This is a genomic window from Pantoea sp. S61 (assembly GCF_016625145.1).
Classification (GTDB): Bacteria; Pseudomonadota; Gammaproteobacteria; order Enterobacterales; family Enterobacteriaceae; genus Pantoea; species Pantoea rwandensis_B.
In genome coordinates, this window is the sequence record NZ_JACVUO010000017.1 from 1 (window position 1) to 12851 (window position 12851).

Here is a 12851-nt window from a genome sequence, read left to right on the forward strand (position 1 = left end):
ATCCTGCGAGTGCCCACACAGATTGTCTGATAAATTGTTAAAGAGCAGTGCCGCGATTTCTCAAGCGGCGCGGGATGCGTATATTACGCCTTCCGCATTCTCAGTCAAGCATTTATTTTTTGCTTTTCTGAAGGTTGCCTTGAAGACCACCTCCTGAACACTTCGCTTCGTAAGCCGTTGTTCCGTGTCAGTGGAGGCGCAGTATAGGGATTTCTTTTTGGCTGACAAGCGCTAAATGCAAATTAAATTCTGAGTGCTGTTTTTTTCGTCGAAACCCCACTAAATCGCCAGTTTTTCCAGCAATGGGAAGCCATAACGCCGTAGAACCGGTGATAATTGCACCGCCTCCTCATCCATCAGCGTGCAGAATGCCATATTCTGACCAGAAGAAACGGCGTGCGGCGCTTCATGTTCTAATAACCATACTGTGCGGCGTGCAATGGCTGCACCGGAATCCACTAACCGCGTGCCTTCAGGCAGTACCATTTGCAGCTCGTCACGCAATAGAGGGAAGTGCGTACATCCCAGGACGACAGTGTCAGGTGGCTCTTTCATGCGAAGCCAGGGTTGCACAGCATGGCGCACATCAGAGAGTTCCACCTCTTCACCATGCAGTTTCGCTTCCGCCAGCTCTACCAGTTCAGCAGAACCCAGCATTTCAATTTTGCACTCGCGCGCAAACTGCGCCACCAGCTCATGAGTATAAGGACGTTTTACCGTGCCGCGTGTTGCCAGTAATCCCACGACACCATTACGCGTGAGACGAGCGGCAGGTTTAATCGCCGGCACAACACCCACAACAGGAAACTCGAATCGCTCACGCAGTGCAGGTAAAGAAACGGTGCTGGCCGAGTTACAGGCAATAATGACTAATGCCAGCGGGAAGCGTTTTGTCATCGCCTCAACCACAGCAACCACACGCTCGACAATAAAGTCTTCGGTTTTTTCACCGTAAGGGAAACCTTCATTATCAAAGGCGTATAAATAGTGAAGATCCGGCAATAACTGCCGGACCTCATCATAGACGGAGAGCCCACCGACGCCGGAGTCAAACACCAGCACGGTGGGACGCAGATCAGAAGCTGTAGCTGGCGCTGAGGTAATACTCCGTTCCTGGAGTTGGATAGCCATACACTGTCTCGTAGTCTTTATCGAACAGGTTGGCAATTCTACCACGAACGGTGAGTTGTGATGTGACCGGATACGAGACTGCGAGATCCCACAAGCTTACACCGCCTAATTTAATACGTTGTGCAGTATAGGAGTGGTTGTAATCGGTATCGTAGCGATCGCCAAGGTAGTGATATGTCACAGACCAATCGAAGTCATAGAGAGTCCAATCAAGCTGGTACTTAACCTGTTGTTTGGCACGGCGTACGAGTTGCTGGTTAGTTGCTGCATCACGTGCGTCAACATAGTCGTAAGAGATTTGATGGCTTAATGGGCCCGTATCAAATGATGCCGTGGCTTCAACGCCCTTAATACGCGCTTTATCAATGTTGTAATAAATATAGGTGGATGGGTCGCTATCGATCAGGTTGTCGATATCATTACGGTAACCAGAAACACGCCAGTTCACTGGACCTGTAAGCCCCTCAAAGCCCCCCTCCCATTGCTTACTCTGCTCGGGTTTCAGATCGCTGTTACCATAGGAGCCATACAATTGCCCGAGCTGTGGCGACTTGTAAGCGGTTGCGTAGCTGGCGAACACGCTATAGCCGTCAACCAATTCCCAAGATGTCCCCGTCTGCCAGGTGGTATGCCAACCGAATTGGCTATTGTCATCACCACGCACTGCACCTTCAACGGTTACGTCGCCAAACTTTTGCTGAGTGGTGGCATAAATACCGGTGTCACGCAGTTCAGTGCTATTGGTTACATAAGCAGTGCCTGGTTCCGTAGTCTGTTTCTGCCAGTCTACGCCACCACTGACCGTGCCTTGACCTAATTGCAGCGTGTTACCCCACTGCAGATTGTACTGTTTACTATCATCAAGCGTGGTGGCTGGGCCATATCGGCCGACACGTGGATCATAGTTATAGTCTTTACTGCGGCTATAGCTGGCAATTAACTGAGTTGAATAGATGTCATGGTTGAATCGCAGCCCGGTATCCCAGGTCTGGCTGTAGAGTTGGCGTGTATCAGCTAATCCCAGGAGATTGAAACTACTGTCATAGCTATAGGTACCATCATAAGCCGTGCGATTATCAAAACCATAACCACGCACAAAGCCACTCAGTTCATCACTAAACTGATGCTCCAGTGAACCGTATATCGATTTACTCATAAAACCATCGCGATCTTTCTGCGCGGGATCGCCGTAAACGTCAGGCAAGTTGGCCACCACGTCGTAACCCCTGGTGTAGGTATAATTACCCGCCATGGTGAGTTTTGTGGCATCGCCCAGCATTTGCTGCGTGGAACCATCATAACTTTGGTAGCCATTGGAACCGACACCCGCCGTCAGCGTGGTACCTGCTTTATCGCGGCCGGTAATAATGTTCACCACCCCGCCAATCGCATCCGAACCATAAACCGCTGAACGCGCGCCACGGATATATTCAATGCGCTGCACCAGTAACAGCGGTATCTGGCTCAGGTCAGATGAACCAGAAATACCCGCCTGATTGAGGCGAATGCCGTCAATCAGCACCAGCACATGGCTGGAGTTGGTACCGCGAATGAACATTGAGCTGGATTGACCAAGGCCACCGTTCTGTGCGATATCCACGCCCGGTAAACGGCGCATCACATCAGTCAGGCTTTTTGCCTGCCAGCGATCGATTTCTTCACGGGTGACAACGGTGGTTGGCGCCAGCACCGATGAAACCGGCTGGGCGAAACGGTTAGCGGTGACGATTTGCGTATCATCATCCTGAGCGTAGCCATACGCAGCCCAGAGTGAAAGCGCCGTTGCACTGAAGGCACACAGCGTAGTTTTGCTTTTATTCATTGTTGTAAGCATCCAAAAGACGAAGCAGGATGCCGCAGGCCTACAACCGATAGCACGCGATGGTTGTAGTGATTGCGACGACACACCGGCAGGTCTTCGGGCTGAGAATCATAAATGGTGAAAAACTTCCCATCCCGCAGGACAGTGTTTGTCGATACCATCACCATGACATTCTTTTACCGCTGCGCGTCAGCTCCAGATTCACACTGGATTCCCTTTTAACTCAAGGAGGCCGGCTGTCGCAGTCTACGGTTAAGCAGGCCGCGAATCCAGACTGCTCGCCATCATCTTTTCACAGAACTGGACATCAGCAGGTGAATGCCTACAATCGCCCGGCAAGCAGGCTTATTACCAGGATGAACGATGACACCCGAACAACTCCCAATTGAACAATACGACGCGCAACTGGCGGAAAAAGTCAGCCGTTTACAGGCGATGATGGTGCCCTTTGCCGCGCCTGACGTGGAGGTGTTCCGCTCACCGGTCAGCCACTATCGTATGCGCGCCGAATTCCGCATCTGGCATGATGGCGACGATCTGTATCACATCATCTTTGATCAAGAGACCAAGCAGCGCATCCGTGTGGATCAATTCCCAGCGGCGAGCGAATTGATCAATCAGTTGATGCCAAAGCTGATCGACGCGATCCGTGATAACCCGGTGCTGCGTTTCAAGCTGTTCCAGATTGACTACCTGTCGACCATGAGCAATCAGATTGTGATCTCGCTGCTTTACCACCGCAAGCTGGAAGCGGAGTGGACAGAAGCCGCCACGATACTGCGTGACAAGCTGCGTGCCGAAGGTATTGATGTGCAGCTGATTGGTCGTGCGACCAAAACCAAAATCTGCCTCGATCGCGATTACGTTGATGAATGCCTGCCTGTAGCGGGCAAAGAGATGATTTACCGTCAGGTAGAGAACAGCTTCACTCAGCCTAATGCGGCGATGAACATTCAAATGCTGGAATGGGCGCTGGATGTGACCAAAGGTTCGCGTGGTGACCTACTGGAACTTTACTGCGGCAACGGCAACTTCTCGTTGGCGCTGGCGCGTAACTTCCATCGTGTACTGGCAACCGAGATCGCCAAGCCATCTGTGGCCTCAGCGCAGTACAACATTGCCGCCAACCATATCGCTAACGTGCAGATTATCCGCATGGCGGCGGAAGAGTTTACGCAGGCGATGAATGGCGTACGCAGCTTTAATCGCCTGGAAGGGATCGACCTGAAGAGCTATCAGTGCGAGACCATCTTTGTCGACCCACCACGCAGTGGACTCGATGAGGAAACCGTGAAGATGGTGCAGGCGTATCCGCGCATTCTTTATATCTCCTGCAATCCGCAAACTCTGTGCGATAACCTCGCCACGCTAAGTGAAACGCATGACGTGTCGCGGCTGGCGCTGTTTGACCAGTTCCCCTACACCCATCATATGGAATGCGGTGTCTGGCTCACGCGTAAAGCGTAAAACAAAACGGGAACCCTGCGGTTCCCGTTGTTGTATTTAGCTCTTGTTCCTGGCGCGGCGGAAGCGTGTGGCAATCCAGAACACCAGTGCCACCATCAGGATGGTCGGAATGAAGTTGGAACCGATATCCGGATATTCAGCGCGAACCAGCGCGCTGTACACCAAAATACCCAATAGGAAAAACGCCGCAGCCAGTGAAGGCATGCCATCGGGCATGTTGCGGTTAAGGTAACGCTGATGCAGACACCAGGCCGCGAGGCCAAGGGCGATCAGCGGAAATATCGAAAAAGGCACAAACGTACTGAACAGCACCGAAAAGGAGCCGTTGATCGCTAAACCGGTGATAAAAGCCAGTAACAGGGTTCCTTTATCGCGAGGGTTTTGCTCAATCATTTCATTATCCTTGTCACATTACTCTTCGGGTTTTTCCAGGGTAACCGCCAGACGTTCCTGCTCCCGGCGATACCAGTAATAAGCGCCTTTAGCGATCATACGCAATTGCAGCACCAGGCGATCTTCCAGCTTGCGACGCTGTTCGATATCCACATCCAGCGCTTCCGCACCGGCGCTGAACACGATTGTCACCATGGCTTCGGCTTGCGCTTCGGTAAAGCTGCGCGGCATGCGATTTTCCAGCTCAAGGTAATCAGCGAGCTCAGCAATAAAGTGCTGAATCTCTCGCGCAACTGCGGCACGGAACGCGGCCGATGTTCCGGAGCGCTCGCGTAGTAAGAGACGAAAAGCGTTGGGATTGTTCCCGATAAATTCCATAAATGTGGAAACGGAGGTCTTGATGATGCTGCCGCCTTTGGCAATGCGCTGGCGTGCCTGACGCATCAACTGGCGTAACATCAGGCCGCTTTCGTCGACCATGGTCAGACCCAGTTCATCCACATCTTTAAAGTGACGATAAAACGAGGTCGGTGCAATCCCGGCTTCACGCGCAACTTCACGCAAACTCAGGCTGGCAAAACTCCTTTCTGCACTTAACTGACTGAAGGCTGCTTCAATCAGCGTACGTCTTGTACGTTCTTTCTGTTGCGCCCTGACGCCCATTTTCCCGGCCTTTTGAGTGATCTGGAAGGCACTATAACAAACTTTTCAGCGTACAGTGGCGCAAAGTTTGTGACCGCCTGTGTACCTCACGCTTTGTCAAAACTGGGGATTTTTCGCTGTTAGAATTCAGATGTGCGCGGTGAGATGTTAGAATCTCGTTGTAAAAATGTGATAGAAAAATAGGACGTACTGGTATGCAAAAGTCTTACGATTACGATGCCATTGTGATTGGCTCAGGTCCAGGCGGCGAAGGTGCGGCAATGGGCCTGGTGAAGCAGGGAGCGCGCATTGCAGTGATCGAACGCTACCATAATATCGGCGGCGGTTGTACTCACTGGGGGACCATCCCCTCCAAAGCTCTACGTCACGCTGTCAGCCGTATTATCGAGTTCAATCAAAACCCTCTTTATAGCGATCACACCCGACTCCTGCGCTCCTCATTTGCTGACATTCTGAATCACACCGAAAACGTTATCAGTCAGCAAACGGCCATGCGGCAGGGATTTTACGAACGCAACCGTTGTGAGATTTATCAGGGCGATGCCCATTTTGTTGATGCCAACACTATCGAAGTTGAACAGCCCGATGGCACCCGCGAACGCCTAACCGCAGAAAAATTCGTGATTGCGTGCGGTTCACGTCCTTATCATCCTGCCGACGTCGACTTTACGCACCCACGCATTTACGACTCCGACTCCATCCTCAACCTGCATCATGAACCTGGCCATGTGATCATCTACGGTGCCGGTGTGATTGGTTGTGAATACGCGTCGATTTTCCGTGGCCTGAACGTCAAAGTTGATTTGATTAACACGCGCGATCGTTTGCTGGCGTTCCTCGATCAGGAAATGTCAGATTCGCTCTCCTACCACTTCTGGAACAGCGGCGTGGTGATTCGTCACAACGAAGAGTTTGAGAAGATTGAAGGTGTGAGTGACGGCGTGATCATGCACCTGAAGTCAGGCAAAAAAGTGAAAGCGGATTGCCTGCTGTACGCTAACGGTCGTACCGGTAACACGGATTCACTGGCGCTGGAAAATGTCGGGTTAGAAGCCGATGGTCGTGGTCTGCTGAAAGTGAATAGCATGTACCAGACTGCTCAACCGCACATCTATGCCGTTGGCGACGTGATTGGTTATCCGAGTCTGGCTTCCGCCGCTTACGATCAGGGCCGTATTGCCGCGCAGGCGATCATTAAAGGTGAAGCCACTGCACATCTGATCGAAGATATTCCCACCGGGATTTATACCATTCCGGAAATCAGCTCAGTGGGTAAAACCGAGCAGCAGTTAACCGCGATGAAAGTGCCTTATGAAGTGGGTCGTGCGCAGTTTAAACATCTGGCTCGTGCGCAGATTGTGGGGATGCACGTGGGCAGCCTGAAGATTCTGTTCCATCGTGAAACCAAAGAGATTTTGGGCATTCACTGCTTTGGCGAGCGTGCAGCAGAAATTATTCACATCGGGCAAGCCATCATGGAGCAGAAGAACGGCGGCAACACGATTGAGTATTTCGTGAATACCACCTTCAACTATCCGACAATGGCCGAGGCCTATCGCGTTGCGGCGCTCAACGGCTTAAACCGCCTGTTTTAACGACGTATCCAGATAACCCTGCATATGGGTTTTGATTGCTTCTGCCAGCTGCTCATAGCGGCTGCGCAGAGGTGATCCTGGACGATATACCAGAGCAATCGTGCGTTGTGGCACTGGCTTGTAGCACGGCAAATAGCACACGCCATCTCGCACACGCTCATTCGGCACCGCCAGCGATGGCAGCAAAGTAATACCGCTTCCTGCCGCGACCATGTTGCGTAGCGTTTCCAGGCTGGTTGCGCGGAAATGGGTATCTTCATCCGCACCGGCTTCAAAGCAGAAGCCCATGGCTTGATCACGTAAGCAGTGGCCATCTTCCAGCATCAGCAGCTTTTCACCCGCCAGATCAGACATCGGCACACGATCGCGATCGTGCCATGGATGATCCTTGTAGATCGCCAGCTTCATCGGCTCGTCAAACAGCGGCACCTCAATAAAGGCTTCGCTCTCTTTCACCAGCGCCAGAATGGCACAATCCAGTTTGCCGCTATCGAGCTGTGCCAGCAGTTGCTGCGTCTGCGCTTCATGCAGGTACATTTCGAGTTTGGGGAAAGTCTGGTGCAGCATTGGGATGATTTGCGGCAACAAATACGGGCCCGTTGTCGGAATCAGGCCAATATGCAGCGGACCGGACATCGCCTCGCCCTGCTGACTCGCCATTTCCTTCAGCACTTTCACTTCGCGCAGCACGGTTCGCGCCTGATCCACCAGCAACAATCCAGCCTGGGTAAATAACACCTTCCGGCTGGTTCGCTCCAGCAGCATCACACCGAGCTCATCTTCCAGCTTACGAATCTGCCCGCTTAAGGTAGGTTGGCTGACATGACAAGCATCAGCTGCACGCCGAAAATGGCGATGCTCCGCAAGCGAAACCAGATACTCCAGATCACGAATGTTCATTGATTTCCTCCAAACCACGATAGCCCGTGGCGATAGATAGAATAGCAATGAACGATTAGCCCTATCAAGCGATGAACAGGAATAATACCGGCCATAGCAAGCAATATTGAAAATGAAGTTGAGATGACATCGAGCATCACCTGCGATGAGCTCGAAAAATCATAGTGTTGGCCGGGAGTGCCAGCCCTTGATGATGTGCCTATAACAATATGTATTTCTGAAGCTAGAGGTTGGCGGGCTACCGAAAAGGAGCCCGCTCTTTTTTTATGCCAAACGCTTTTTCGCTTCAGCGATGGCAAATGCGACTTGCTGAGGCGACACACCGCCCTGTGAATTACGCTTGTCGAGGCAGGATTGCAGCGACAGAATCGGGTAGACGTCATCCTCAATCACCGCACTGAACTGCTTCAATTGCGCCAGGCTTAACGCTTCCAGCGCCACGCCCTGCTTGATCGCTTCAACCACGGTTTCACCGACAATGTGGTGCGCTTCACGGAACGGAACGCCTTTGGCCACCAGATAGTCCGCCAGCTCCGTGGAGTTAGCGTAGCCCTGCTCTGCTGCTTCCTGGCAACGTGGGCGTTTCACCTGAATGCCGTCCAGCACCAGTACCGACATGTGCAGACAATCAACCCAGGTATCGAGTGCATCGAACAGGCCTTCTTTGTCTTCCTGCATGTCTTTGTTGTAGGCGAGCGGCAAGCCTTTCAGTGTCATCATCATGCCGGTCAGTGCGCCTTGTACACGGCCACATTTGCCGCGAATCAGTTCCAGTGCATCCGGGTTCTTTTTCTGCGGCATCAGTGATGAGCCTGACGTCACTTTGTCAGACAGCTCAAGGAAGCCCGCTTCGCCAGTGTTGAAGAAAATCAGGTCTTCTGCGAAACGTGAAAGGTGAATCATACCGATTGAGGCATCCGACAACAGCTCCAGCACGTGGTCACGATCAGACACGGTATCGAGGCTGTTGCGTGTGGCAGATGCGAAGCCTAACCAACCCGCCAGCTGCTGGCGATCGATTTCATACGCGGTACCGGCCAGTGCGCCACAGCCCAGCGGGCTCACGTCTAAGCGCTTCAGCGTATCCTGCAGACGGCTTTCATCACGCGCCAGCATTTCTACATAGGCGAGGCACCAGTGTGCAAAGGTCACCGGCTGCGCACGCTGCAGGTGCGTATAGCCTGGCATCACTGCGTCTTGGTTGGCTTCTGCCGTCGCGACCAAGGCCGATTGCAGCTCACGCGTCGCATCCAGTAATACTGCAACCTGCTCTTTGCACCATAGTTTCAGATCGGTAGCCACCTGGTCGTTACGGCTACGGCCGGTGTGCAGTTTTTTGCCCAGGGCACCCACTTTGTCGATCAGCTTGCCCTCGACCCAGCTATGGATATCTTCGGCATCGCTTTGCAGAATCTGTTCTGGATTGGCGCGCACTTCTGCCAGCAGTTCATTCAATGCGACGTCCAGTTGCTGCTGCTCTTCGTTGCTCAGCACATTGACGGTCACCAGCGCTTTTGACCACGCTATCGAACCGGTGATGTCCTGCTCCGCCAGACGATAGTCAAAACGCAGTGAGTCATTAAACTGTTTGAACCGTTGGTCTGCTGCCTGCGAAAAACGTCCGCCCCAAAGTGCCATCTCTCATACTCCTGAATTCTGTTAAAGAAAGGGCGGCCCGAAGCCGCCCTTGCAAAATGTGTTATCTGCTGCGGTGTTACTTCTTCTGCTCGTTCAGTGCACGAATGCGTGAAGAGAGAGAGAACAGACGGATGAAGCCGCCCGCGTGGCTGTGATCGTACACTTCGTCTTCGCCGAAGGTGGCGAACTCTTCAGAGTACAGGCTGTTCGCCGAGGTTTTCTGAATCGCAGTGGCGTGGCCTTTATACAGCTGCAGGACCACTTCGCCATTCACCTCTTCTGCCAGGGATTCGGCAGCAGCCTGGATAGATTTACGCAGCGGCGCAAACCAGCGGCCATCGTAAACCACGTATGACATTTCGTGGCCCAGCTGCTCACGCCATTTGAAGCTATCACGATCCAGTACCAGCTGCTCAACCGCACGCAGCGCGTTGACCATAATGGTGCCGCCAGGGGTTTCATAGCAGCCACGAGATTTGATACCGACCAGACGGTTTTCCACGATGTCGATACGACCCACACCGTGTTTTGCGCCCAGCACGTTCAGTTTTTCCAGACACTGGAACGGGCTCAGCTTCTCGCCATTTACCGCCACCACACGACCTTTCTCAACGGTCACGGTGACGTTCTCTGGCTGATCTGGCGCTTCCAGTGGATCAACGGTCCACACCCAGCAATCTTTGTTCGGTGCATTCGCTGGGCTTTCCAGCACGCCACCTTCAGTAGAGATGTGCCACGCGTTCTCATCACGGCTGTAGATTTTTTCCAGTGATGCCGTAGTTGGGATGTTACGCACTTTCAGGTAATCCAGCAGCGCTTCACGTGAACGCAGATCCCACTCACGCCATGGCGCAACCACTTTCAGCTGTGGTGCCAGTGCGGTATAGGTGGTTTCGAAACGCACCTGGTCATTACCTTTACCGGTCGCACCGTGGCACAGCGCATCTGCACCCACTTTCAGCGCCAGTTCAACCTGCGCTTTCGCGATGATAGGACGAGCCATTGAGGTGCCCAGCAGGTAAGTGCCTTCGTACAGCGCACCGGTTTGCAGCACGGGATAAACGTATTCACTGATGAACTCTTCACGCAGGTCAGCAACGTGACACTCCGATGCACCAGACTGCAGCGCCTTCTTCTCAACGCCTTCCAGATCGGCTGGGTCCTGGCCAATGTTGGCCACGAATGCCACCACTTCACAACCGCCGTAATTCTCTTTCAACCATGGAATGATGGCCGAAGTATCCAGACCGCCAGAATAGGCCAGAACGATTTTTTTGATGTTTTGCGTGCTCATGTCTTAAATCCTTGATTATGCGAGAATCCGGGTGCCAATCGACACGCCGTTGAAAAGGGTTGGCAGCTGTTCAGCATGGCGCCAGCTGGCGATATCAACCGGACGACCTAAAGTACGTGCGGCATCGAGTGCCGCGTTCACTTTAACGATCATGCCATCAGTAATAATGCCCTGATCGATCAGCTGCTGTGCTTTCTCGGCCGTCATCTCTTCGATGCGTTGACCTTTGCCATCGAGAATACCGCTGACATCTGAAAGCAGTACTAAATCAGCACCAATGGTCGCAGCCAGCGCGGTCGCCGCCTGGTCAGCGTTGACGTTCATCAGATCGCCGCCGTCAGTAATACCGATGGAGCTGATCACCGGCATATAGCCCGCGCTCAACAAGGTATTTACCAGCGCTGGATTACCTGGCGTCGCGTTGCCCACATGGCCTAGTTCCTCGTCGAACTGCGCCACGTTCACCAGCCCCGCATCACCGAGGCATAAGCCAACGGCACCAATGCCATACTTCTTCGCCCAGGCCAGCAAGGTCTTGTTCGCTGTACCCGCCAGGGCACCAGTAATAATGTCAATCTGATCGGCTGGCGTCACGCGCAAACCGTTCTTCTTTTTCACTGGCAGAGCGAGCTTCTTCATCAGCTCGTCAACCAGGCAGCCGCCGCCGTGCACAATGATCAGCGGACGCTGATGTTCATTGCGGTAGGCCAGCAGCGCATCAAACAAGCGGGCCAGCGCTTCTTCGCTATCCAGCAGCACGCCGCCCAGTTTAATGATTAATGGATTCATGGCAGTTTCCGTCCGTTAAATCAGTGACAGCGTTTCGGGGAAGCCGAAACGAATGTTTAAGCATTGAACCGCCTGCGAAGAGGCGCCTTTCAACAGGTTATCTTCGGCAGCCACCACAATCAGATGTTCGCCTTGCATGGCAAAACCGATATCGCAGAACGGTAAACCAACGACTGCTTTCAGCGCCGGCACACCTTTTTCATACACGCGAACCAAGGGTTTGTCGTGATACGCCTTATGGAAGGCATCCGCCACATCCTGCTGCGTCACGCCTGCTTTCAGGCGGCAGGTGGTGGTCGAAAGAATTCCGCGCGGGAAGCTGCCCAGATGCGGGGTGAAGATCACGGGCGTACCGAGGTGTGCCACGATTTCAGGATGATGACGATGGTTGAACAAGCCATACGGCTGCAGGCTCACTTCGCAGAAGCTGGTGCCGACGTTGGCTTTACGCCCCGCCCCGCTCACACCACTGGTGGCATTGATCACCGGCCATTGTGCATCGTTAAGCAGTCCCGCTTCGACCAGTGGTTTTAACGACAGCTGCGCCGCCGTGGGATAACAACCGGGTACCGCCACCAGCTGCGCATCTTTGATTTTTTCATGCTGCCATTCGGCCAGGCCGTATACGGCTTTATCCAGCCAATCCTGATGCTGATGGCTGAAACCATAATATTGAGTATAGAAAGCATCATCGTTGACACGGAACGCACCGGAAAGGTCGAACACCACACAGCCTGCTTTGAGGAATTCGGGTGCCAGATCGTGGCTGACTTCATGCGCGGTCGCGAGGAATACCACATCGACTTTGTCTGCCCACTCGGAAGCCTCACTCAGCGGCTGCAGCGGCAAATCGACAATGCCTTTCAGCTGCGGATGCAGATCGGAGAGTAATTTTCCGGCGTCCGGGCTTTGCGCTGAAACCGCCAAAGCGGTTATGTTCATATGCGGATGGCGATTCAGGTAAGTGGCAAGCTCTACGCCAGCATAACCACTGGCACCAACGATCAGCGTATTCAACATCAGGCTGTAACCCTTTTTACAGTCACTCATTCCGGGTCGCGGCTTTGCCCCGTTGCCCACGATGCCGTTTGCAGATGATTTTACTCTTCACTTGCAAGCGACGTTATTGTATTTTTATTCACTATTAATGCATGAATAT

The 12851-nt window shown here is 53.0% G+C and carries 11 protein-coding genes and 1 riboswitch; of the genes, 2 read left to right on the top strand and 9 right to left on the bottom strand.

Translation table 11 applies throughout. The features are described from left to right. Positions 1–279: 279 nt before the first annotated feature. Both murI and btuB read right to left on the bottom strand, forming a co-directional pair. Positions 280–1131, bottom strand: a complete 852-nt coding sequence (gene murI, locus IAE30_RS23630) for a glutamate racemase (RefSeq protein ID WP_200539234.1) — start codon at positions 1129–1131, stop codon at positions 280–282. Further along, complete coding sequence (btuB, locus tag IAE30_RS23635; protein ID WP_200681113.1) at positions 1076–2953, bottom strand: TonB-dependent vitamin B12 receptor BtuB; 1878 nt, start codon at positions 2951–2953, stop codon at positions 1076–1078. The genes murI and btuB overlap by 56 nt, the downstream gene beginning before the upstream one ends. Positions 2954–3022: 69 nt before the next feature. Continuing rightward, positions 3023–3205, bottom strand: a riboswitch (cobalamin riboswitch). A 111-nt stretch (positions 3206–3316) separates the two neighbouring features. On the opposite strand from btuB, the gene trmA reads away from it, so the two are divergent. Continuing rightward, positions 3317–4420: a tRNA (uridine(54)-C5)-methyltransferase TrmA gene (gene trmA / locus IAE30_RS23640; RefSeq protein ID WP_038644116.1), complete on the top strand. Its 1104-nt coding sequence runs from the start codon at positions 3317–3319 to the stop codon at positions 4418–4420. 36 nt (positions 4421–4456) lie between these two features. Here trmA and IAE30_RS23645 read toward each other — a convergent pair whose 3' ends face one another. After that, on the bottom strand, positions 4457–4813 hold the full coding sequence (locus IAE30_RS23645; protein WP_034823705.1) for a YijD family membrane protein: 357 nt from the start codon (positions 4811–4813) through the stop codon (positions 4457–4459). A gap of 18 nt (positions 4814–4831) precedes the next feature. Then, positions 4832–5476, bottom strand: coding sequence for an HTH-type transcriptional repressor FabR (gene fabR / locus IAE30_RS23650; protein WP_034823706.1), 645 nt, complete (start codon positions 5474–5476; stop codon positions 4832–4834). Positions 5477–5670: 194 nt separating this feature from the next. Here fabR and sthA point away from each other — a divergent pair, with 194 nt between their 5' ends. Then, on the top strand, positions 5671–7071 hold the full coding sequence (gene sthA / locus IAE30_RS23655; RefSeq protein WP_038644114.1) for a Si-specific NAD(P)(+) transhydrogenase: 1401 nt from the start codon (positions 5671–5673) through the stop codon (positions 7069–7071). Here the strand turns inward: sthA and oxyR are convergent. From oxyR to argC, 5 genes are all read right to left on the bottom strand, one after another. Continuing rightward, positions 7054–7971 carry a DNA-binding transcriptional regulator OxyR gene (gene oxyR / locus IAE30_RS23660; RefSeq protein WP_034823715.1) on the bottom strand — a complete coding sequence of 306 codons (918 nt, stop codon included), beginning with the start codon at positions 7969–7971 and terminating at the stop codon, positions 7054–7056. The genes sthA and oxyR overlap by 18 nt on opposite strands. A 264-nt stretch (positions 7972–8235) precedes the next feature. Beyond that, positions 8236–9609: an argininosuccinate lyase gene (argH, locus tag IAE30_RS23665; RefSeq protein ID WP_200681114.1), complete on the bottom strand. Its 1374-nt coding sequence runs from the start codon at positions 9607–9609 to the stop codon at positions 8236–8238. A 76-nt stretch (positions 9610–9685) separates the two neighbouring features. Next, positions 9686–10903: an argininosuccinate synthase gene (locus IAE30_RS23670; RefSeq protein WP_038644110.1), complete on the bottom strand. Its 1218-nt coding sequence runs from the start codon at positions 10901–10903 to the stop codon at positions 9686–9688. 15 nt (positions 10904–10918) lie between these two features. Further along, on the bottom strand, positions 10919–11692 hold the full coding sequence (argB, locus tag IAE30_RS23675) for an acetylglutamate kinase (RefSeq protein WP_038644108.1): 774 nt from the start codon (positions 11690–11692) through the stop codon (positions 10919–10921). A 15-nt stretch (positions 11693–11707) separates the two neighbouring features. After that, positions 11708–12712 carry an N-acetyl-gamma-glutamyl-phosphate reductase gene (gene argC / locus IAE30_RS23680; protein WP_045815742.1) on the bottom strand — a complete coding sequence of 335 codons (1005 nt, stop codon included), beginning with the start codon at positions 12710–12712 and terminating at the stop codon, positions 11708–11710. Positions 12713–12851 lie beyond the last annotated feature (139 nt).